Raw genomic sequence first — 20,982 nt, 5'->3', positions numbered from 1 at the left:
CTTAGAGTCCTTGTCCTTTGAGCGCATCTGCTAAACTAGCAAATTCTTCCAAGCTTAGTGCTTCCCCACGTACACTTGGTGACAAACCTGCTTGATCCAAAGCCTTGGTCAGCTTATCCTTGACTTCATCAGTTTTCCCAAAGTAGCCTGTTAAGTTGTTCCACAAGGTCTTGCGACGATGAGTGAAACTAGCCTTGGAAACCTTAAAGAAGAAGTTCTCATCCTCTACCGCAACCGCTGGCTCTGGACGACGCACCATTTTCAGGATAGCCGAGTCAACATTTGGTGCTGGCACAAAGACCGTACGAGGCACGATAAAGGCAACCTTGGCTGTCATGTAATACTGGACAGCGATCGACAAACTACCATAAGCCTTGGTATTTGGCTGTGCTGAGATGCGATCTGCCACTTCTTTCTGCATCATGACGACAAACTCACTAAAAGGAATGCCACTTTCAATCAAGTGCATGAGAATAGGCGTTGTGATATAGTAAGGCAAGTTGGCTACTACCTTGATTGGTAGGTCTGGATTTTTGAAACTCTGGATATGCTGCGCCAAATCAACTTTGAGAATGTCCTCGTTGACTACTGTCACATTGTCAAAATCACGCAGGGTATCTGCCAAAATCGGTACCAAACGGTGGTCGATCTCAAAGGCCATAACTTGAGCTGCACGCTCAGCCAGAAACTCCGTCAAGGCACCAATTCCTGGCCCAATTTCAATGACATTAACCTGATCGTCAATTTCAGCTGTATCCACGATCTTTTGAAGAATATTGGTATCCGTCAGGAAATTTTGCCCGAAGGACTTTTTAAAGGTAAAACCGTGACGCTCCAGCACTGCCTTAGTCACGCTATAATCTGCAATTCTCATTTATTCTCTTTTCTAATATAGTATGCTTCCGGGGTATAATGATAGAGCAAAACAAATAAGGGAATCTCAGTAATTCCTTCCAGCATTTCTTTTAAGACCGCATCTGGATGAATAATCTCTCGTGTTTTGGTGAAATAAACACCTTGTTCCCCATTTCGATTACGGAGTTCCCAAGCGACATTGTTTCCTTGAACAGACGGCAAATAACGTTCCTTTTCTAGAAAGTCAAAAAATTCGTTCACCGTCATATCTTCAGGAATCTCAAATTCTGTCTCATGAGGCAATACATCGTCCCCCATACATACAGAATCTCTATTAACTCGAATTTTCATTTCGCACTGTCCTTATAAGTTTCTATTTTAACGCTATCAAAATAAATCTAAGTACCTCTATTGTAACACATTCCCTTTGTATTTTTGGACTATCTGGTTATTGTTATTACTTTTCAGGACTCTCCAAACAGATTTCGATATCTAAATTTCTTTCCACTATTGAAGTAAGCATAAAATTTATTTTTCTAATTCTTTATAGATTGTCTCTTGAAAAGGTCAGTTGTTCAAGTAAGGAATAGAGTTTTGCTTGCTCCGCTTCTTCATAAGCAAATCTATTTGCTTTTACTTCCCTACATTTCTCGTCATACAAAAACCCGTCATATCCATCTTCTGTAGATAAGGCTGTATAGACTTTGGCCATTTTTTCAGGGCTAATTGAAAATCTTGACTTGATTTTATACAAATTTTTCATAAAAGCGCTGAGGTGATCATAGCGGCGCATATCAACTTTGACATTGGTCACACGGATTGCCTGAATTTTGATACCTTTCCAATGTTTCCGCATATAATGCGACAGCATCAACAAGGCCAGTTTATTCTGATAATAGGTCTTGGCAGGACTATAATGTTTTTGACCAGCTAAATTTTCAAAATCAAGCTTCATGAAAGGATAAAGCATCAGCCCTTGGGAAGAGATATTAATAATCCGACCACTTTTTGACTTTTCCAACAAACCTTTCAACAAGATAGAAAGCAAGAAAGGGGCGACAACATTGGTCGCAAATTGCTTTTCTAATCCCTCCCTAGTCAGGATGGGCTTTTTGACTGACAAATCAAAATCAGCCGCATTGTTCATTAAAACATCTAAAGTCTCTTCTTTTTGGATATACTGTTCTACCGCTTTCCTGACACTCTTCACATCAGATAGATCAACCAATATATAATCTACATGTGGGTTTCCTGTTTGTTGACGGATTTTCTCACAGGCTTGCTCAGCAGCTTCTTTCCGTCGGCAAAATAGAGTCACTGACCAGTCCTTTTCAGCTAATTGTTTTGCAGCCTGATAGCCAATACCACTATTGCCACCCGTAATAATCACTTTTTTCATTTCTGACTCCGTTAGTCTGAATACTTAGCCATCACTTCTTCCACTTCTGCCAAGGTTACTCCAAACAACTCCAACCGCTTGAGGAGTTGCTTGCCGTTGGAATAGCCGATGCGGAGCTGTTCGCCTAGATACTCTCTACGCCTACGACTGTCTGCTCCCGCCAAGAAACCTAGGCGAATCAAGTCACCACGACTGATGTCAAACTCGTTCTTGTTTTCAAATTGCTCTGTCACCTGAGCCAGCGCTGTTTTTAGATCTTCGTAGCTGGCGTGTTCGATTCCCAGTGAACGCCCCTTGGTCTTGGATTTGGGAACAGCCTCATCTCGCTTGAGAAAGGCATGCTGCACTGTTGGAAGGGCCGTCATAATCATGCGACGAATGCGCTCACCGTTAAAGTCAGGATCTGTAAAGACAATGACTCCATGCAGTTCATGCAGGCGTTGAATTCGCTCTATATCTTGATTATTGATTGCCGATCCTCGTGTCTCATAGGTCTCTACGTCAAAATAACGTTTGAGATTAGCTGTATCATCCCGTCCTTCGACTACGATGACTTGGGAAATTTTCTCTTTCATGATTGTTTTTCCAATCCAAAAATACGCTCGGCATTTGCAGTCGTTGCTGCTGCTAACTCCTCGGTCGTCATCCCACGCAAGTCGGCGATAAAGTCCACCACGTATCGTGTGTAGGCAGTTTTGTTTTCACGGCCACGTTTAGGAACAGGAGCCAGGTAAGGGGCATCCGTCTCTACCAAAATCTTTTCCAAAGGAAGTTCTCTGGCAGCTTCTTGGATATCCGTCGCTTTCTTAAAGGTCACCACACCTGAGAAAGAAATAGTCATTCCAAGCTCGACAAACTTCTCAGCCCACTCAAGAGAACCTGAAAATGAATGCATGATGCCACCACGAGGACCAACTCCCTCGCTCTTGATGATCTCATAAGTATCTTCTAGCGCATCACGGGTATGGACCACAAAAGGTAAATCTAACTCCTTGGATAATTGAATCTGACGGCGAAAAACCTGCTCCTGCACCTCCTTAGATGCTGTCATCCAGTGATAGTCCAAACCAATCTCCCCCAAGGCAACAACTTTGGGATGTTTTAGTTTTTCAAGCAAGTAAGCTTCGACCTCGTCTGTATATGTCCCTGCTTCAGTCGGGTGCCAGCCAATAGTTGCGTATAGTTGCTCATACTCATCTACTAACTCCAAGGCGCGCTCTATAGTCGGCTTGTCAAAGCCAACAATATTCATCCGCGTCACACCCATCTCAGCAGCCAAGGCGATTTCTTCTGCCTCACGTCCTGCAAATTCTTCTACATTTAAATGTGTGTGCGTATCAAAAATCATCTCTTCTAACCTCATTTTCTTCCATCTATTATACCAAAAATAGCATCCCCCGGCTTGTAAAAATATTCTAATACCGATCATTCTCCCTTGACTGCCTTTTTTCAAAGCAGTATAATAACACTTATTGAAATTTTCATCAAAGGAAAAGAAAATGTTTAGAAAATTAAAATATACCTTTATCGGTCGACCACTCAAGTCTCTCACAGATGGTGAAGGGGGATTACTTGGAAAAATGCAGGCACTTGCAATGTTATCCAGTGATGCCCTGTCTTCTATTGCCTATGGACCTGAACAGGTCATTCTCGTTTTAGTCAGTCTCTCTCCTCTCGCTATTTGGTGGAGCCTCCCTATCGGTATTTTTGTCCTCTTACTTCTCGCTAGTTTGACCATTTCCTATCGTCAAATCATTCACGCCTATCCTCAAGGTGGTGGGGCTTATATGGTCACTCGGGAAAATCTCTCCCCTGAACTAGGCTTGATTGCAGGCGGTAGCCTCCTTGTTGACTATATGCTGACAGTAGCCGTATCCGTTGCGTCTGGAGCTGATGCTATTACAGCAGCCATCCCTGCCCTCCATCCCTACAATCTTCATATCTCTATTTTCCTAGTCTGCCTGCTCATGCTCTTAAATTTAAGAGGCTTGAAAGAATCTGCCAGCTCTCTGATGATTCCCGTCTACCTCTTTATCTTCAGTACCGTCTTTCTCTTGCTTTATGGATTCTTTCAACTATTTACAGGTTCCCTAAACTATCAGGCGACTTCAACCATTGGAAAAACCGTTCCGAGCCTTTCTATCGTTCTCCTATTGAGAGCCTTTACCAGTGGCTCTGCCTCTCTGACAGGGGTTGAAGCTATTTCAAATGCGGTACCATTTTTCAAAACTCCGAAAGAAAAGAATGCTGCTCAAACCTTGACCATCATGTCGCTGATTTTAGGATTTCTTTTTGCAGGCATCACCTTCCTAAACTACTGGATGGGCATCACACCTCAAAATGGAGAAACCATCCTCTCGCAAATGGCCAAGGGCATTCTTGGTGATTCATTCTTTGGCCATGCTAGCTACTATCTCTTCCAGTTCTCAACAGCCTTGATTCTAGCTGTAGCTGCAAATACTGGCTTTTCAGCCTTCCCTATGCTGGCATACAATATGGCTAAAAACAAGTACATGCCCCATCTCTTTATGGAAAAAGGGGATCGCCTTGGCTACTCCAACGGTATCTTAACTCTGGCTTTTGGAGCTATGATCCTTCTTCTCATTTTTAACGGGAATACTGAACGCTTGATTCCTCTTTATACTATCGGGGTCTTCGTTCCATTTGCCCTTTCTCAGACTGGGATGATTCGTCATTGGAAAAAGGAAAAAGGAGCAAACTTCTTAAAACCTGCCTTTGCTAATATCCTTGGGGCCATCATTTGTTATGCTATCGTTCTCATTTTACTCCTCTTCAGACTGGGTGATATCTGGCCATTCTTCCCAATTATCCTAGTCTTAACCTTCCTCTTTTTGTCCATTCACAGCCATTACCAAAAAGTGGCAAAACAACTACGACTCTACGAAGGAATTGAAAAACGTACCTATGACGGCAATCTTGTCCTTGTTCTAGTAGGAAATGTCACTCGAGTAAGTGTCGGAGCCATTAACTACGCTCAAAGTATCGGTGACGAAGTGTTAGCCATGCACATTTCTACTAAAGAAACGGCCGAAAAAGACCAAGAAATCCTCCAAGAATTTGCCGATTACTTCCCAAATATCACTCTGAAGAATATCAATACCAGCTACCGCGACATCATCACCCCTAGCGTTAAGTATGTCAAACGAATCGCCCAAGAAGCTAAGCAAAAAAACTACACCGTTACAGTTCTTGTACCACAATTTATTCCTAACAAGCCTTGGCAAAATATCCTGCACAATCAAATGAGCCTCAAACTAAAATACGCTCTCAGATGGCATGAAGACGTCGTTATCGCTAGCTACTCTTATCACTTAAAAGAATAAACAAAAACTCAAAATCAGTAACTTATATCTGGTTTTGAGTTTTTTGTATGTGACCTTTTAAACGAGCCCTCCATGAATTTCATCTGAAATGACCGATTTCAAGGACAATGCACCCTTTAAGATAAAAAGAAAAGTCAGTAGACTCGAGTTCCTACTGACTTCTTTGTTGAATTCGTTTGAATTATGCAGCCAAAACTTTGCGTCCTTTACGACGACGAGCTGCCAATACGCGACGACCGTTTTTAGTTGACATACGGTTACGGAATCCGTGTTTACGCGCACGACGAAGTTTACTTGGTTGATAAGTACGTTTCACGATGAATACCTCCTCATAGATTTTGTATTCGTTTAGCCGGCTATAAAGTGATCAGTTACTAAACATACTTTACTATTCTATCTGATTCTGACCTATTTGTCAATAGCCCTAAGGAAATGTTTCCTGCTTTTCCCTATGAAAGCCTTATCTACGATACTGGCTCAAGAAACGTGTCATCTTTTCTTGGATTTGCGCCAATTCGTCCACACGAGGAAGGTAAACGATACGGAAATGGTCAGGTTCCTTCCAGTTAAAACCACGACCATGAACCAAGAGAACCTTTTCTTGCTTCAAGAAATCAAGAACGAACTGTTCATCATCATCGATGCGGTACATATTGCGGTCAATTTTAGGGAAGATATAAAGACCCGCCTTCGGCTTGACCGCAGACAAACCTGGGATATCTTGAATGGCATTGTAAATGAAGTTTCTTTGCTCATAGATCCGTCCACCAGGAAGGAGCAATTCATCCACTGACTGGTGCCCACCTAGTGAAGTTTGTACGACTTGCTGGGCCAAAACGTTAGAGCAAAGACGCATATTGGACAGCATATTGAGACCTTCGATATAGCCCTTGACATGGTGCTTCGGACCAGACAAGACCATCCATCCTACACGGAAACCAGCGATACGGTGAGATTTTGACAAACCATTCATGCTGACACAGAAAACATCTGGTGCCAAGCTAGCCACAGGCGTATGCACATGCCCATCCATCACCATGCGATCATAAATTTCATCCGCAAAGATGATCAAATCGTTTTGACGAGCAATCTCAATAATCTCCAACAAGAGTTCCTTAGGATAAAGGGCTCCAGTTGGGTTGTTCGGATTGATAAGGACGATTGCCTTGGTATTGGAAGTAATTTTTGACTTAATATCATCAATATCTGGGTACCACTCTGCAGCTTCATCACAGATATAGTGAACGGCATTTCCCCCAGCTAGGCTGACCGCTGCTGTCCAGAGAGGATAGTCTGGCATAGGTACCAAGACCTCATCGCCATTATCCAAAAGCCCTTGCATGGACATAACAATCAGCTCACTGACACCATTTCCAAGGTAGATATCATCAATGTCCACATTGGGAAATTTCTTCAGTTGGCAATACTGCATGATGGCCTTGCGGGCTGAGAAAATCCCTTTGGAGTCAGAATATCCCTCACTATCACGCGCATTCATAATCAAGTCATGAATGACCTCGTCTGGCGCTGTAAAGCCAAATTCTGCTGGATTCCCTGTATTCAGACGTAAAATCTTTTCTCCGTTTGCTCGCATCCGCATGGCTTCTTCCAAAACAGGGCCACGGATATCATAGGCAACGTGCTCTAACTTACTAGACTTGTTATATTCTTTCATCTTGTTTCCTCAATTCATCGAGATAGTAACATTATACCACTAGAAAGGGATTGCGACAAGTTTCCTGAAATGAGCAAGCAAAGAAAAAAACTCACAACGACTAGGTTCTCACCGTCTAAACAACTAGAATACAGAAGTATTTTCTCACATACCAAAAGACAAACCTAGAAAGATCAGCGCTATAAAAGAATCATACAAAAGATTAAACATGAGAAAGAGCCCCCACGTGACCAAATAGTCCAAGCGACAACTTCTCTTTGCAATCACAAATAAAATGATGTGGTAGACTAGGTGAAAGAGAAGAAATCCAACAAAACCTGGATAGAGAACGGGCATGACTCTTTCCAGCTGCCAAAGCATCACTACTTCACCTACAAGTGACGCAAGGATCATTCCATGATAAAGAAAACTTATTTTTTTAGAAGCTTTAACAGACCCTTTCATACTTTCTTATCCCCTCGCTGTGTTTCCTACTATCCCGTTTTCTTTTATTTTAACATATCTCCACCAAATTGAATCTCCAATAATATTTATTTAAATATGATTTTTACTTTACTTCTTTAGTGAAAAGGGTTACAATAACAGTAAGAAAATTTCAGGAGGTTTCATTATGGCACAACGTTACCAAAATGTTATGGTCGCAATTGATGGTTCTAAAGAAGCGGACTTGGCTTTCGTCAAAGGTGTTTACACTGCTCTACGCAACGAATCCAAGCTCACCATTGCCCATGTTATCGACACACGCGCTCTTCAAAGCGTGTCTACCTTTGATGCTGAAGTTTACGAAGAACTCCAAGTCGATGCTGAAAGTCTGATGAAGGAGTACGAAAAGCGCGCAAGAGATGCTGGTGTGACCGATATTCACATCGTCATCGAAATGGGAAATCCAAAAACCCTCCTTGCTCGTACTATTCCAGACGCAGAAAATGTTGACCTGATTCTCGTTGGTGCAACAGGGCTCAATGCCTTTGAACGCCTCTTGGTTGGCTCTTCATCTGAGTACATTCTCCGCCATGCAAAAGTCGATTTACTGGTCGTGAGAGAAAGTGAAAAAACATTGTAATCATTAAAAAAGGGAGCCTTGAGCTCCTTTTTGTTTCTATTTTTTTCTTTCTTTATGTCGCTCATAAGCTTTAAACTGACGTTGTAGTTCCTGTCGGATGGCAGGTTCCGGAGCATATTTTTCTTCCCAGTCATCTGGTTTTAAAATCTTGTGTGTAACTGGGTCAAAATGAGCTTTTCCATCAGGGAAGACCTTCCCCATATTCGCTTCATGGACAATATCAAAAATACGTTCTGGATCTACTCCCATCAAAACAAAACTACCGTATGTAAAATACAGTGTGTCAATCAAAGCATCCACTTGACCAACCAGATTTTGCTTAGCAGGTGTCTTTTTCGCCACTTTCTCTGCCGCCTTATCAAGTGCCTCATGCATGCTTGCAAGGGAGTTTTGGAATTCTTCCTCCGAAGAACTTGCTGCGCGAACAAACTCTACTAATTCTTCAATTTTAAAGTCTGCGCGGTGGGTTGCACCTTCAGCATCCCATGCCTGTGGCTCTTCTTGAGTTCGTTCATCCATCATGTGGTGGAAGGTTTTAACCTTATTAAAGTGGTAGTCTCGACTGACAAACACTTTTTCTGAAGCCAAAACACCAAAGTGCTCGAGCGCCTTGTGGATACCATCTTGTTGATTACTTGCCGTAATATGCTTGGCAACTTCTTTGACACTGCTACTGCCATTCCCCATAGCAACCGACATACCAACACCCGCCAACATTTCTAGGTCATTGTCTGAATCACCAAAGGCCATGACTTGATTGAGATCAAAGCCATATTCTTTCCCGACTCGGCGAATGCCTTCTAATTTGGAATTTCCTTGGTTAATGATATCTGCTGCAAAAGGATTGCTTCGAGTTAATTTCAAATCTTCAAAATCACTTGCTGCCTTCTCAGATTCTTCTGGCGTCATCAGCATCAAAACTTGATAAATGGGTTGATTAATCAAGTTAAGCAAGTCGTCTTCCTTTTGAGGAACTGCCTTGCTGACCATTCGATTAAAGGAACGGCTAACGGTTCTTGTCAGAACAGTCGGAATAAAACGACTAACCAGCTGGGAAAAGGAGCCGAGACCAAATGACATAATTTTCGAACCAACAACGGCATGCTCGGTTCCAAGAGCGATTTCTTTACGCTCCTTTTTAGCGTAAGCAATCAGTTGACGCAGGCTTGACTTAGCAATCGGACTTGCAAAGAGTACCTTTTCTTTATTAAAAATGTATTGGCCATTGTAGGTCACCGCAAAGTCTAGGTTCAAGTCTTCCATCAATTCCTTGACAAAAAACGGGCCTCGTCCTGTCGCTACTCCAACAAGCACTCCTTGCTCTTTGACAATCTTAATCGCGTCCTTAGTGGATTTCAAAACACTCTTGCGATCGTTGACTAATGTTCCATCGATATCAAAAAAAACAGCCTTGACTTCCATCCTATCCCATTCTCCCCTTTTGTGTTACAATGATTATACCACATTTCAGAAAGAGTGACTAAATCATGCCTAAGAAAATCCTTGTTTTACATACAGGTGGGACTATTTCCATGCAATCAGACGCCACTGGTGCCGTTGTAACTAGCCAGGACAATCCCATGAACCATGTTTCCAATCCACTTGAAGGGATTGAGGTTCATGCCCTAGACTTTTTTAATCTGCCAAGCCCTCATATCAAACCCAAGCATATGCTTGCACTCTATCATAAGATTAAAGAGGAAGCTAATAACTACGATGGAGTTGTCATCACACATGGTACAGATACCTTAGAAGAAACAGCTTACTTCCTTGATACTATGAAAATTCCGCCCATCCCCATCGTTCTAACAGGGGCCATGCGTAGTTCAAATGAACTTGGTAGCGATGGTGTTTATAACTATCTGAGCGCTTTGCGAGTTGCCAGCGATGACAAAGCAGCCGACAAGGGTGTGCTGGTCGTCATGAACGACGAGATCCACGCAGCCAAGTATGTTACCAAAACTCATACGACCAACGTCAGCACCTTTCAAACCCCAACACATGGACCACTTGGCCTCATCATGAAGCAAGAAATCCTCTACTTCAAAACGGCTGAACCTCGTGTCCGGTTTGATCTTGAGCATATTCAAGGTCTAGTTCCCATCATCTCAGCCTATGCCGGTATGACAGACGAGCTAATTGATATGTTAGACTTGGAACAGCTGGATGGCTTAGTCATTCAGGCCTTTGGAGCAGGCAATATTCCCAAAGAAACAGCTCAAAAGTTGAAAAATCTCCTCCAAAAAGGAATCCCAGTCGCCCTGGTCTCACGTTGTTTTAATGGTATTGCTGAACCTGTCTACGCCTACCAAGGTGGAGGGGTGCAGTTGCAACGAGCTGGTGTTTTCTTTGTCAAAGAACTCAACGCTCAAAAAGCTCGCCTCAAATTATTAATTGCCCTTAATGCTGGATTAAAAGGGCAGACTTTGAAAGACTATATGGAAGGATAAACCTCTTCGAAAATTAAATTCAAACCACGTCAGCATCGCCTTACCGTAGGTATGGTTACTAACTTCGTCAGTTCTATCCACAACCTCAAAACAGTGTTTTGAGCTGACTTCGTCAGTTTCATCTACAACCTCAAAGCAGTGCTTTGATCAACCTACGGCTAGTTTCCTAGTTTGCTCTTTGATTTTCATTGAGTATAACTCCTTCTCTAGAAAGCAAATCAGGAAATCTCATGATTCCCTGATTTTTTCTATTTACGTTTTCGTGTAGAACGACGTTCTGTCAAACCATGAGGTAGGAGAACTTCGCGCTCTTCCAATTCTTCCTTATGCATAATCTTAGTCAACATACGCATGCTGATAGCACCCAAATCATAAAGCGGTTGGGCAACTGTCGTCAAGTTTGGACGAGTGTATCGTGCAATTTGAGAGTCATCCGTCGTAATGATTTCAAACTCTTCTGGCACTGATACACCATGGTCAGCTAAACCATTCAACACACCTGCTGCCAATTCGTCACCAGTCACAACTGCAGCTGTAGCTTGTGATGAAATCAACCGTTCTGCCAAGGCATAACCATCGTTATAGCTATATTTTGATTCAAAGACTAAGCCCTCGCTATAAGGGACTCCTGCTTTTTTCAAAGCTTCCTTATAACCAATCAAACGAACCTTACCATTGATATCATCGACAAGTGGGCCACTCACAAAAGCAATTTTCTCATTTTCTTTGAGAAGATAGCTCACTGCGTCAATCGTGGCTTGTTTGTAGTCAATATTCACACTTGGAAGTTGGTGTTCTACATCCACCGTACCTGCAAGAACAACCGGCGTCCGTGAGCGAGAGAATTCTGAACGAATCTTTTCAGTCAAGTGATAGCCCATAAAGATAATCCCATCGACTTGTTTTGAAAAGAGCGTGTTGACCACTGAAACTTCTTTTTCATCATCCTCATCACTATTTGCTAGGACAATGTTATACTTGTACATTTCAGCAATGTCATCAATCCCCTTAGCAAGTGTTGAGAAATAGCCATTGGTAATGTTCGGAATCACAACTCCGACTGTCGTTGTTTTCTTGCTAGCTAAACCACGGGCTACCGCATTTGGACGATAGTCCAAGCGATCAATCACTTCTAGGACTTTTTTTCGAGTGTTCTCTTTAACATTCTTGTTGCCATTAACGACACGGCTAACTGTTGCCATCGAAACTCCTGCTTCACGGGCGACGTCATAAATCGTTACTGTATCATCTGTGTTCATTCCGTTTCCTTTCTATAATGAAAATTTCGCTTTCACGCATCTACTTACTCCATTTTATCACTTATTGTAAACACTTTCAAGTATTTTTTAGAGAAACTTTGAAAAAATTTCACAGTTTATTCCCATTTTGAAAAAGCAAGTAGGATTTCTTGATTTTTAAGACATTTTGCTGTATGATAAGGAAAATAAAAGGGGGAGGAAAACATGGCTTTTACAAATACACAGAGACGTTCCGCTAGTTTTGGTGTCGTGACCAGCTTGCCTGATGATGTCATTGACTCTTTATGGTATATTATCGATCATTTCCTGAAAAATGTCTTTGAATTAGAAGAAGAACTTGAGTTTCAACTGCTCAACAATAAGGGGACCATCACCTTCCATTTTTCTAGCCAGCATCTTCCGACTAGCATCGATTTTGATTTCAATCATCCTTTTGATCCGCTTTACCCGCCTAGGGTCCTTGTTTTAGACCTAGACGGCAGAGAAACCATCCTCCTTCCAGAAGAAAATGACCTATTTTAAAAACTCTAGCTTCTCGGCGCAAACTGCTGAGGAACTAGAGTTTTCTTTTTCTAATAAATGGATCGACTAACTACTAGACCGTTTGGTTTTGTATACTCTAAGTCAAGATAATCCTGATAAGTCCCTGGCACAATGAAACCTTGGGGACTCAATATATCAGTCCCAGCTTTTCCCACGATAGAGTCTGCCAGCAAAACACAATTGGTACTGAGAACAAAGTAGGTCTTAAACTCGGATGAGCTGAATTTATAGAGGGTCGCATCCGCTTCCTGTTTCAGTTGGTAGGAGTAGGTATGCTTGACCTCGCCCTCTCTTCTTTTCATCAACTGTGAACTTGGTTCCCAAGGAATTAACAGGTCTTCTATCTCTACTAGACGAGCTTGGATGGCTGCTTTCTGTTGGTCCGTCAAACTCAGACCATAAGCAAACAAGGTCTTCTGACTTTCCCTCTTACAGAGCTCTATGTATTTTTCCCGATTGGCCTTAAACAAGACACCGTCTCCAACCATGCCGAATAAACGTTCCGAGTGGGGATCATACGAACCATAGGAAATAACCTTCCCTTGATAACAAATATCCACATGTCCCATAGCGAGGAAGAAAGAGGTTTCTGAGGTATGAATAAAAATTTCCAGATCAACTACCTGATCGTTTTTTCTTTCTGAATGAACTTCCCCTTCTTGACTTTCATGATTTGACAGCCACTCATTCAATTTGCGCAAGGTGCTGATAGGGATCAAAGCCGTCACAAAGATCGGCAAAGTCATTCGCATTCGTCGTTTTAGCTTGGGATTGTTTTCTATCCTTTCAAAAAAGAAACCGTCCCGGAGGCTACTGGCTCCTAGCATGAGCAAGTAAAACCCAAGCAAGAGCAATTCAAAATTCGCTGCATCGTGAAAAGGAGAGATGCTATAAAGCCCAAATCCTATCATCCATACAGCATCGAAGAGATGATGAATCCGAGGATGAATGGCATTTTTTCGATAGAGAGACCAGGTCACGAGACTAATGATGCCCGTAAACAGCTGGTAGCTCGCAATGATAAAAACCAGAAGATAGAGGGCAAGGTCTTGCAAGATGATAGAGTCAAACACGAGAGCCGCAACCACCAGCTTGGCCAAGGTTACAAAGATATTTTCCCGACGTTTTTTATCCTGAAACCAGCGAGTCAACAAGTGCCAAACTGCTGACAAGGAAAAGTAGCCCATCAGCAACTGGTACCCCATTCGCGGAATAACCTGTCCAAAACGAATCAAGAGAAGCCCTAAAACAATAGCAAGTAGTCCCTCCCCGATACTCTTCCACTTGCTATAGGTCTCGGAAAGCTTAGGCATTTCCTTGCTCCAACTGGTCAACCAAGTAACGAATTGGTTGTTTTAAGATTGGATGGATAAAATGGGGAGCTATTTCCACTAACGGTTCAAGGACAAAGAGACGTTCTGCTATATAAGGATGAGGCAAGATGAGCTCGTCTGTATAGATGACTTGGTCCTCCACAAAGAGCAAGTCCAAATCAATCAAGCGAGGCCCCCAATGAACCTCTCGAACCCGTCCCATCTCGGACTCAATGGCTAACAAGGTCTCTAATAAGACTGATGCTGGAAGCCAGGTTTCTACTTCAATCACCTGATTGGCAAAGCTATCTTGTTCCACACCACCCCAAGGTTCCGTCGTTAAGACACTGGACTCTTTGAGAATATGGATGCCTCGAATCCGCAGTTTATCAATAGCTTGTTCCAAGTTCGCTTTCTTGTCTCCCATATTACTTCCTAGAGCGATAAAGGCCTGCTGCTTACGACGGTGAATGGCCACCGAGCAGGTATCTAACGGTAAATGCACTGGAGCCCAAGGTTTTTTTAGTTCCAACTCAATCTCTTGGACAAGTGGATAGGTCTCAAAAGTACGTTCAACTAGTTTGTAGGCTACCGTTTCAATCAAGTCCTCAGTGCTTTCCTGAAACCAGGTCGTCCACTGCTGACACAGTTCTCCGTAATGGACAGAAGCTGTCAAATCCAATTCTGTAGCCGCCTTGGTCATATCATAAGATAAGCTTGCGGAAATAACAAACTTCTGCCCCAATTCCTTCTCACTAGGGAAAAGACCATGATAGGCAAAAATTTCCAAATCTTTAATCTGCAGTTGATCCATAACTAGTCCTTTCTAGAAAAATCCGCTTATAGCGGATTCTTTTTATACTCAATGAAAATCAAAGTGCAAACTAGGAAGCTAGCCGCAGGCTGCTCAAAACACTGTTTTGAGGTTGCAGATGGAAGCTGACGTGGTTTGAATTTGATTTTCGAAGAGTATTATAGTCCCATTAGACGATAAGCCTGATCTCGGAGGTCCTTATCTGTTTCAAACACACCTCGAGCTACTGTCGTCAAGGTTGCAGTGCCTGGTTTTCTGACACCACGCATGCTCATACACATATGTTCTGCCTCAATGACAACAAAGGCTCCTTTAGCACCCAGATAGTCCATCAAGGCATCAGCCACCTCGATATTCAAACGTTCTTGAATTTGTGGTTTTTTAGAATAAACTTCAACCGTACGGGCTAGCTTAGACAAGCCTGCCACCCGACCATCTGGAATGTAGGCAATGTGCGCTCTCCCATAAAAGGGCAAGAAGTGGTGCTCACACATAGTATGGAAAAAAATATCCTTTTCCACTACCATATTATCATCAATAATCTCAAAGGATTTTGACAGGTGTTCCTCAGCAGTTTGGCCAAGACCTGAAAAAATCTCTTGGTACATACGGGCTACACGAGCAGGTGTTTCCTGCAAGCCCTCGCGGTTAGCGTCCTCACCAACAGCCTCGATAATCATTTTTACAGCCGTTTCAATCTTTTGTGTATCCATTCTCGTTTTTCCTCTCCATTAGATAGGTTCTCACTTGGCTCAAGAAATACAAAGAACCCGTGACAATCCTAACTGTTTGTTTCTCTTCATTTTTATCTGTCAATTTCTGCTCTAGAAAATCCAGCCAACTTTGGTAATTGAGATTTCTAGACTTTGCTGTCTCTTTCAGTACGTTTTCATCAGTTGCCCGACTATCGTCAAAATGGGTTAAAGTCAATTGACTATCTGGCACCGTTTTTAGCAAATCCAGCATATCCTCCAAAGCCTTGGTTTTGATGCAGGTAAAAAGGATTTCCTTATGATAATCCGCAAAGCGTCCTTGCAAGGTTGCTAATAAAGCCTTGATAGCATGAGGATTGTGGGCCCCATCCAAAAGCAACAAGGGGTTACTAGACACGACCTCCAAACGCCCTGGCCATCTAGTTTCTTTCAAAGCTTGAGCAACCAAGTCATTACTTGCTAACTCCCGCCCAGTCTCCTGACAATAAGTGTCTAGGAGTGCAAGCGCCATCCCCGCATTTTCTATCTGGTGCAAACCAAGCAGACCTGTTTGAAAGCGACCTTGTCTGACAGAACTGGTATAATCAAAGATTTCACCCGCTACTACGCTTTCTTGATGACTGACTTGATAATCTCTCTCATATCTTATTCTCGGTGCATTTTTCCCTTCCGCAATGCGGTCAATAACAGCCAAGGCTTCTGGAACAATATGACCTGTTACCAAGGGAATGCCTTGCTTGATAATACCAGCCTTCTGCTCTGCTATGGCTTCCAAGGTGTCACCAAGTAGGGCCACATGATCCAGTCCAATGGTCGTAATTCCTGTCAAAATTGGTTGACAGATATTGGTACTATCCAAAAGACCACCCATACCGACTTCCATGATGGCCACATCTACTTGTTCTGAGGCAAAGTAATCATAGGCTAGAGCTGTGATAATCTCAAATTCGGTTGTCCCCTGCAAATTGGTAGCAGATTCCCCCTCAAGCAAAGACTGATAGTCTGCCATGAGAGCTTCTAGTTTCGCTTCGGGAATGGATTCCCCATTGATGCTAATCTGGTCTGTATAATGAATGAGATAGGGCGAGCTGAACACCCCAACTCTCAGTCCTAATTTTTCCAGCATCTTTTTCAAAAAAGCAATGGTAGACCCCTTGCCATTGGTCCCTCCAATATGGATGACCTTAAGTTTGAGATGGGGATTGCCTCGCAGAGCTAGGAGTTCCACCATTCGTTCCAAACCAAAATGTGGTTGGTCCGTCCGGTAGTGGGCAATCCACTGATTGTTTTGAATTTCGTTCATATTACTTATATTGTTTTAAATCTAGATTTTCTGCATCATCTGCCAAACGGATAGCAGAGGCAATTTCAACTGCCATCCTGTGACTGGCAACATCATGCACGCGCACCACTTCCACACCCTGTCTCGCAGCGATACTGGTTACATGAGCCGAAGCTGTGTCCCGATTGCGGAAACCAAGTTCGGTCTCAGGATTAACTTCAAAACCATTGCCCTCCAGGATATTAATGACAAACCGCTTGCGCGAAACTCCAAGAAAGATCGGATAGCCCTTCTGATGTAGTTTATCCAGGTCCCGTAAAAGAAGCAAATTTTCTTTCTTGGTCAGACCAAAGCCGATTCCCGGATCCAACAGGATATTTTCTTGTGCAATCCCAGCTTGATCCGCTCTCGCCAAAGCTCGTTCAAAGAAAGCTGTCATCAAATCTTCTACTGGTAGTTCTTCAAAGTCTGCTAAGTCTTCATTTGTAAAAGGTTCCCCAAAACCAAAACGAGGAAATATGAGCGAACTAGGGTGTTGAGGTCGAGCCATAACTGGATTAAACATGATGACCACTTGAGCTCCCGCTTTAGCAACCACCTGAGCCATTTTTTCGTCACCCATGAGCCCAGTGATATCATTGACCAAATTGGCACCAGCTTCCAAAGCAGCCTCTGCTACCTGACTTTTCCATGTATCGATAGAAATGAGGACATCACTTTCCTTGCGAATAGCTTTGATAACTGGAACAACACGCTGGATTTCCTCTTCTATCTCAACATAGCTACTTCCTGGACGAGTCGATTCTCCTCCGATATCTAGCATGCTCGCTCCTTCAGCTATCAATTTACGGGCTTGCTGAAGCGCCTGGTCAACAGCAAAAAACTGACCACCATCCGAAAAGGAATCTGGGGTTACATTGATAATTCCGCAAATGACTGTTTTTGCCTGACTAGCTTTATTGGACATAGGGTCACTCCTCAAGGTTTTTCACCACATTATTTCTCTATTTTACCATAAAAAGAAAAAGATGGATACGCAAGCATTCATCTTTTCCAAGTAGGCCAATGGTCTAGAATTATAGGCCCAGATTTCTACTAATCAACACCAATATAGCTATCAAACAAAAGGCTACACCATTGAGAATCATATGAAGCAGGATGGACATCTCTAAACGTTCTGTCTTATAGGCTGTCCAAGTTAGAACTGTTGACATCCCTCCATAAATAATCACAGAAGGCAGATTGGTTGGAGTATGGAGTAAGGCAAAGACAATTGCCCCAACAACAAAGCCAAGTTTTTCCTTACCTCGGAAGATTTTTTTAGGAATAATCCCACGACACAAAATTTCCTCACAAATCGGCGCAATCAAGACTAGCATGAAAAAAGTGGCAATCAAGGAACTATTTTCAACCAGACTGTTAATAGTTGATTGATTGCTCGTTGTCGTCTCATTCGTCATGCGAAGCAAAGCTGCACCAAACAAATTGTTAGCAAAAATCACTAGGTAACTCAACACCAAGCGAGCCAAGTCTTTGGCCTTAAAAAAGGACAGATTAAAAGTAGCAAGTTGTGTTTTTCGTGCACCAATAATGAATACAATCAAAACGACTATGGATAGGGCACCTACTAAGAGCCCTGACTGTAAAATCGGAAACTGTTTGTTTGCTAAAAACAAAGCAAGTCCTATAGGAACTTGAGATAGAACAAAAGCTACCAAAAGGATGAGCACCCATTTCCCTCTATTCAAAACCTCTTGCCAGATTGTCTTTTCTTTCATCTTGTACCTCCTTATAATAAAAAGGGGAGATTCCCCTTTTTCTATTATACCATTTATAGTGCCATACTGATATAGTTAAGGATAAACAAAGCATCCAAAATCCAAATCATCACGTGCACATCCTTGGCTTGACCTTTGACAACTTTTGTCAAGGTGTATGTCAAGAAACCAACTGCAATCCCTTGAGTGATTGAGTAGCTGAATCCCATGAAGATAGATGTAAAGAAGGCAGGAACAGCTTCAGCCATATCATCCCAAGGGATATTTTTCAAGTTAGAAAGCATCATGATTCCGACGATGATCAAAATTGGTGCTGTTGCTGCTGAAGGAACAATAGCAAGAAGTGGGCTAAAGAAGCTAGATAGGGCGAAACAGATAGCAACTACTAGAGCTGTCAAACCTGTACGTCCACCAGCACCAATACCTGCTGCTGACTCAATATAAGTTGTTACGTTTGAAGTACCTGCAATGGCACCTACCGAAGTTGCTACCAAATCAGAGTATAGAGCCTTGTCCAATTTAGCGGACTCATGGTTTTCTCCACTTGTCGCAACGATACCAACTTTTTCACCAGTACCGATAAGAGTACCAATTGTGTCAAAAATATCCGTTAGTGAGAAGGCAAGAATAGCCATCAAGGTTTCTGGTAAACGCGAAGTGTTTGAAATCAAAGATCCTAAACCTTCTGAACCAAGAGCAGCACCAAACAAAGTTCCTAGATCATTAATCGCTGATGAAAGATTGTTGCTAGCAAAGTCAATCCCTGACAAATTCACAACACCCACAGCAATAGCAAGGACAGTCGTTGTTAAAATAGAAAGAATGATTCCACCTTTGATGCCTTTAACAACAAAGAAGATGGTAATAGCCAGACCTGCAAGAGCCACCAATACTGCTGGAGTATTGAAGTCTACCAAGCCTGGAACGGCTGCTGAATTTGCTGTAAGTGCAGCTTGAGCCTTGTCTGCTCCTTCGCCTGCTACCGTATAAGTACCTGGATCGATTGAGAATTTCAAGAGACCGGCATTCTTAATCCCAACATAGGCAAGGAAAACACCAATACCAGCCGAAATAGCTGAACGAAGTGTTGTAGGAATAGATTCGATAATCATTTTACGAACATTTGTCAAGGTAATAATCAGTGAAATAATTCCACAGATGAAGACCATACCAAGAGCTTCTTTCCAAGTATAGCCCATTCCAAATACAACTGTAAATGTGAAGAAGGCATTTAGTCCCATACCTGGTGCTTGTGCGTACGGCAAATTAGCATAGAAAGCCATCATCAAAGTACCGACTACAGAACCGATAATCGTTGCCAAGAACACACCTTGAACAGGCATACCCGTTTGGGAAAGCATTTGAGGGTTTACAAAGAGAATATAACTCATTGCAAAGAATGTTGTTAAACCAGCAAGCACCTCTGTACGGACATCTGTCCCGTGCTCTTTTAGTTTAAATAGTTTGTCCATCTTTAATCTCCTTTTGTTTTTTTACGAACAATATGAGTATTATATCATTTATCATTCACCTTTTCAATATGTTTGTTTGAATTATTTAACAAAATGGAATTTTCATTTTTTGTTTTGAGTCTGTTTTTCTTCTTTCTTTTTGATATAATAGTAGACATCTTATCTGGAAACGACTAGAAAGGTTTATATGACTAAAAAAATTATCGCAGTCGATTTGGACGGAACCCTGCTGAATAGTGAAAGCAAGCTCTCCGATTTCACCAAAGAGACGATCAAAAAAATTTCAGAAAAAGGACACCATGTTATCATCACGACGGGACGTCCGTATCGTATGGCAAAAGATTTCTACCGTGAGCTAGAATTGCATACTCCCATGATTAACTTTAACGGCTCCCTTACCCATCTACCAGGACAGGCTTGGGCGCATGAAAAGTGCTTAACCTTGGACAAAAAATACCTCCTAGACATGGTCAAGCGCACGGAAGACATTCAGGCTGATTTTATTGCAGGAGAATATCGAAAAAAATTCTATATCACGACTCCGAATGAGGAAATTGCAGACCCTAAACTATTTGGCGTAGAGAACTTCCGACCGGAAAATCAATTCAAGCCCGAACGAGTAACCAAAGACCCCAACTGCATCCTCTTGCAAACAAGAGCTGAGGATAAATACGCTCTAGCAGACGAGATGAATCGTTTTTATCAACACCAACTATCCATCAATACCTGGGGAGGCCCCCTCAACATCCTCGAGTGTACTCCCAAAGGGGTAAACAAGGCCTTTGCTCTAGAGTACTTGCTCAATGTGATGAATCGTGATAAAAAAGACTTAATCGCCTTTGGTGATGAGCATAATGACACTGAAATGTTGGCATTTGCAGGCAAGGGATATGCTATGAAAAACGCCAATCCTGCTCTTCTTCCATATGCAGACGAACAACTTCCTCTGACCAACGAAGAAGATGGAGTTGCCCACGCTTTACAAAATTTATTCCTATAAAAGGGAAGATTGCGACCCTGCA

The 20,982-nt window shown here is 42.4% G+C and carries 22 protein-coding genes; 5 read left to right on the top strand and 17 right to left on the bottom strand.

Annotated features, from left to right (window positions below):
* Position 1: 1 nt before the first annotated feature.
* The 5 genes from rsmA to A0739_RS05235 form a co-directional block, all read right to left on the bottom strand.
* Positions 2–874 (bottom strand): 16S rRNA (adenine(1518)-N(6)/adenine(1519)-N(6))-dimethyltransferase RsmA, encoded by an 873-nt coding sequence (gene rsmA / locus A0739_RS05255; RefSeq protein ID WP_061587297.1) that lies wholly within the window; start codon positions 872–874, stop codon positions 2–4.
* Entirely contained in the window at positions 871–1,206 is a 336-nt protein-coding gene (locus tag A0739_RS05250; protein WP_033629294.1) for a hypothetical protein, read from the bottom strand. Before A0739_RS05250 ends, rsmA begins: the two co-directional genes overlap by 4 nt.
* A gap of 193 nt (positions 1,207–1,399) precedes the next feature.
* Positions 1,400–2,254: an SDR family NAD(P)-dependent oxidoreductase gene (locus tag A0739_RS05245; protein WP_061587296.1), complete on the bottom strand. Its 855-nt coding sequence runs from the start codon at positions 2,252–2,254 to the stop codon at positions 1,400–1,402.
* Positions 2,255–2,265: 11 nt separating this feature from the next.
* Positions 2,266–2,829 carry a ribonuclease M5 gene (gene rnmV, locus A0739_RS05240; RefSeq protein WP_033629292.1) on the bottom strand — a complete coding sequence of 188 codons (564 nt, stop codon included), beginning with the start codon at positions 2,827–2,829 and terminating at the stop codon, positions 2,266–2,268.
* The gene (locus A0739_RS05235) at positions 2,826–3,602 is read right to left on the bottom strand and encodes a TatD family hydrolase (protein WP_061587335.1); all 777 of its coding nucleotides are present in this window, start codon (positions 3,600–3,602) and stop codon (positions 2,826–2,828) included. The genes rnmV and A0739_RS05235 overlap by 4 nt, the downstream gene beginning before the upstream one ends.
* Positions 3,603–3,753: 151 nt before the next feature.
* Between A0739_RS05235 and A0739_RS05230 the strand changes: the two genes are divergently transcribed.
* Positions 3,754–5,598 carry an APC family permease gene (locus A0739_RS05230; RefSeq protein ID WP_061587295.1) on the top strand — a complete coding sequence of 615 codons (1,845 nt, stop codon included), beginning with the start codon at positions 3,754–3,756 and terminating at the stop codon, positions 5,596–5,598.
* 181 nt (positions 5,599–5,779) lie between these two features.
* On the opposite strand, the gene rpmH is transcribed toward A0739_RS05230, so the two are convergent.
* The 3 genes from rpmH to A0739_RS05215 form a co-directional block, all read right to left on the bottom strand.
* Positions 5,780–5,914: a 50S ribosomal protein L34 gene (rpmH, locus tag A0739_RS05225; RefSeq protein ID WP_000831905.1), complete on the bottom strand. Its 135-nt coding sequence runs from the start codon at positions 5,912–5,914 to the stop codon at positions 5,780–5,782.
* Between the two features lie 144 nt (positions 5,915–6,058).
* The gene (locus tag A0739_RS05220; RefSeq protein ID WP_000666454.1) at positions 6,059–7,273 is read right to left on the bottom strand and encodes a pyridoxal phosphate-dependent aminotransferase; all 1,215 of its coding nucleotides are present in this window, start codon (positions 7,271–7,273) and stop codon (positions 6,059–6,061) included.
* Between the two features lie 144 nt (positions 7,274–7,417).
* Positions 7,418–7,717, bottom strand: a complete 300-nt coding sequence (locus tag A0739_RS05215) for a hypothetical protein (RefSeq protein ID WP_061587294.1) — start codon at positions 7,715–7,717, stop codon at positions 7,418–7,420.
* A 166-nt stretch (positions 7,718–7,883) separates the two neighbouring features.
* Here A0739_RS05215 and A0739_RS05210 point away from each other — a divergent pair, with 166 nt between their 5' ends.
* Entirely contained in the window at positions 7,884–8,336 is a 453-nt protein-coding gene (locus tag A0739_RS05210; RefSeq protein WP_000079162.1) for a universal stress protein, read from the top strand.
* Positions 8,337–8,372: 36 nt separating this feature from the next.
* On the opposite strand, the gene A0739_RS05205 is transcribed toward A0739_RS05210, so the two are convergent.
* The gene (locus A0739_RS05205) at positions 8,373–9,758 is read right to left on the bottom strand and encodes a Cof-type HAD-IIB family hydrolase (protein WP_061587293.1); all 1,386 of its coding nucleotides are present in this window, start codon (positions 9,756–9,758) and stop codon (positions 8,373–8,375) included.
* Between the two features lie 65 nt (positions 9,759–9,823).
* On the opposite strand from A0739_RS05205, the gene A0739_RS05200 reads away from it, so the two are divergent.
* The gene (locus tag A0739_RS05200) at positions 9,824–10,786 is read left to right on the top strand and encodes an asparaginase (protein ID WP_061587292.1); all 963 of its coding nucleotides are present in this window, start codon (positions 9,824–9,826) and stop codon (positions 10,784–10,786) included.
* Positions 10,787–11,034: 248 nt separating this feature from the next.
* On the opposite strand, the gene ccpA is transcribed toward A0739_RS05200, so the two are convergent.
* Positions 11,035–12,045: a catabolite control protein A gene (gene ccpA, locus A0739_RS05190; RefSeq protein ID WP_061587291.1), complete on the bottom strand. Its 1,011-nt coding sequence runs from the start codon at positions 12,043–12,045 to the stop codon at positions 11,035–11,037.
* Positions 12,046–12,249: 204 nt separating this feature from the next.
* Here ccpA and A0739_RS05185 point away from each other — a divergent pair, with 204 nt between their 5' ends.
* The gene (locus A0739_RS05185; protein ID WP_000886045.1) at positions 12,250–12,567 is read left to right on the top strand and encodes a DUF960 domain-containing protein; all 318 of its coding nucleotides are present in this window, start codon (positions 12,250–12,252) and stop codon (positions 12,565–12,567) included.
* A 50-nt stretch (positions 12,568–12,617) separates the two neighbouring features.
* Here A0739_RS05185 and A0739_RS05180 read toward each other — a convergent pair whose 3' ends face one another.
* The 7 genes from A0739_RS05180 to A0739_RS05150 form a co-directional block, all read right to left on the bottom strand.
* Positions 12,618–13,901: a hypothetical protein gene (locus A0739_RS05180; RefSeq protein ID WP_061587290.1), complete on the bottom strand. Its 1,284-nt coding sequence runs from the start codon at positions 13,899–13,901 to the stop codon at positions 12,618–12,620.
* Positions 13,894–14,715, bottom strand: a complete 822-nt coding sequence (folK, locus tag A0739_RS05175; protein WP_061587289.1) for a 2-amino-4-hydroxy-6-hydroxymethyldihydropteridine diphosphokinase — start codon at positions 14,713–14,715, stop codon at positions 13,894–13,896. The genes A0739_RS05180 and folK overlap by 8 nt, the downstream gene beginning before the upstream one ends.
* Before the next feature lie 158 nt (positions 14,716–14,873).
* Positions 14,874–15,428, bottom strand: a complete 555-nt coding sequence (gene folE, locus A0739_RS05170; RefSeq protein WP_000380933.1) for a GTP cyclohydrolase I FolE — start codon at positions 15,426–15,428, stop codon at positions 14,874–14,876.
* Positions 15,409–16,731 carry a bifunctional folylpolyglutamate synthase/dihydrofolate synthase gene (locus A0739_RS05165; protein ID WP_061587288.1) on the bottom strand — a complete coding sequence of 441 codons (1,323 nt, stop codon included), beginning with the start codon at positions 16,729–16,731 and terminating at the stop codon, positions 15,409–15,411. Before A0739_RS05165 ends, folE begins: the two co-directional genes overlap by 20 nt.
* Position 16,732: 1 nt before the next feature.
* On the bottom strand, positions 16,733–17,677 hold the full coding sequence (gene folP, locus A0739_RS05160; protein ID WP_061587287.1) for a dihydropteroate synthase: 945 nt from the start codon (positions 17,675–17,677) through the stop codon (positions 16,733–16,735).
* Between the two features lie 109 nt (positions 17,678–17,786).
* Positions 17,787–18,488 carry a CPBP family intramembrane glutamic endopeptidase gene (locus A0739_RS05155; protein WP_061587286.1) on the bottom strand — a complete coding sequence of 234 codons (702 nt, stop codon included), beginning with the start codon at positions 18,486–18,488 and terminating at the stop codon, positions 17,787–17,789.
* A gap of 53 nt (positions 18,489–18,541) precedes the next feature.
* The gene (locus tag A0739_RS05150) at positions 18,542–19,960 is read right to left on the bottom strand and encodes an NCS2 family permease (protein ID WP_061587285.1); all 1,419 of its coding nucleotides are present in this window, start codon (positions 19,958–19,960) and stop codon (positions 18,542–18,544) included.
* Between the two features lie 187 nt (positions 19,961–20,147).
* On the opposite strand from A0739_RS05150, the gene A0739_RS05145 reads away from it, so the two are divergent.
* Positions 20,148–20,960, top strand: coding sequence for a Cof-type HAD-IIB family hydrolase (locus A0739_RS05145; protein ID WP_000162369.1), 813 nt, complete (start codon positions 20,148–20,150; stop codon positions 20,958–20,960).
* Positions 20,961–20,982 lie beyond the last annotated feature (22 nt).

The sequence above is a fragment of the Streptococcus oralis genome, from assembly GCF_001588645.1.
Taxonomy (GTDB): domain Bacteria; phylum Bacillota; class Bacilli; order Lactobacillales; family Streptococcaceae; genus Streptococcus; species Streptococcus oralis_AB.
This window is presented reverse-complemented; position numbering and strand designations above follow the sequence as displayed.

Coding starts and splice junctions, on each gene's coding strand:
- rsmA (WP_061587297.1), bottom strand. CDS start 874: ATGAGAATTGCAGATTATAGCGTGACTAAGGCAGTGCTGGAGCGTCAC.
- A0739_RS05250 (WP_033629294.1), bottom strand. CDS start 1,206: ATGAAAATTCGAGTTAATAGAGATTCTGTATGTATGGGGGACGATGTA.
- A0739_RS05245 (WP_061587296.1), bottom strand. CDS start 2,254: ATGAAAAAAGTGATTATTACGGGTGGCAATAGTGGTATTGGCTATCAG.
- rnmV (WP_033629292.1), bottom strand. CDS start 2,829: ATGAAAGAGAAAATTTCCCAAGTCATCGTAGTCGAAGGACGGGATGAT.
- A0739_RS05235 (WP_061587335.1), bottom strand. CDS start 3,602: ATGATTTTTGATACGCACACACATTTAAATGTAGAAGAATTTGCAGGA.
- A0739_RS05230 (WP_061587295.1), top strand. CDS start 3,754: ATGTTTAGAAAATTAAAATATACCTTTATCGGTCGACCACTCAAGTCT.
- A0739_RS05220 (WP_000666454.1), bottom strand. CDS start 7,273: ATGAAAGAATATAACAAGTCTAGTAAGTTAGAGCACGTTGCCTATGAT.
- A0739_RS05215 (WP_061587294.1), bottom strand. CDS start 7,717: ATGAAAGGGTCTGTTAAAGCTTCTAAAAAAATAAGTTTTCTTTATCAT.
- A0739_RS05210 (WP_000079162.1), top strand. CDS start 7,884: ATGGCACAACGTTACCAAAATGTTATGGTCGCAATTGATGGTTCTAAA.
- A0739_RS05205 (WP_061587293.1), bottom strand. CDS start 9,758: ATGGAAGTCAAGGCTGTTTTTTTTGATATCGATGGAACATTAGTCAAC.
- A0739_RS05200 (WP_061587292.1), top strand. CDS start 9,824: ATGCCTAAGAAAATCCTTGTTTTACATACAGGTGGGACTATTTCCATG.
- ccpA (WP_061587291.1), bottom strand. CDS start 12,045: ATGAACACAGATGATACAGTAACGATTTATGACGTCGCCCGTGAAGCA.
- A0739_RS05185 (WP_000886045.1), top strand. CDS start 12,250: ATGGCTTTTACAAATACACAGAGACGTTCCGCTAGTTTTGGTGTCGTG.
- A0739_RS05180 (WP_061587290.1), bottom strand. CDS start 13,901: ATGCCTAAGCTTTCCGAGACCTATAGCAAGTGGAAGAGTATCGGGGAG.
- folK (WP_061587289.1), bottom strand. CDS start 14,715: ATGGATCAACTGCAGATTAAAGATTTGGAAATTTTTGCCTATCATGGT.
- folE (WP_000380933.1), bottom strand. CDS start 15,428: ATGGATACACAAAAGATTGAAACGGCTGTAAAAATGATTATCGAGGCT.
- A0739_RS05165 (WP_061587288.1), bottom strand. CDS start 16,731: ATGAACGAAATTCAAAACAATCAGTGGATTGCCCACTACCGGACGGAC.
- folP (WP_061587287.1), bottom strand. CDS start 17,677: ATGTCCAATAAAGCTAGTCAGGCAAAAACAGTCATTTGCGGAATTATC.
- A0739_RS05155 (WP_061587286.1), bottom strand. CDS start 18,488: ATGAAAGAAAAGACAATCTGGCAAGAGGTTTTGAATAGAGGGAAATGG.
- A0739_RS05150 (WP_061587285.1), bottom strand. CDS start 19,960: ATGGACAAACTATTTAAACTAAAAGAGCACGGGACAGATGTCCGTACA.
- A0739_RS05145 (WP_000162369.1), top strand. CDS start 20,148: ATGACTAAAAAAATTATCGCAGTCGATTTGGACGGAACCCTGCTGAAT.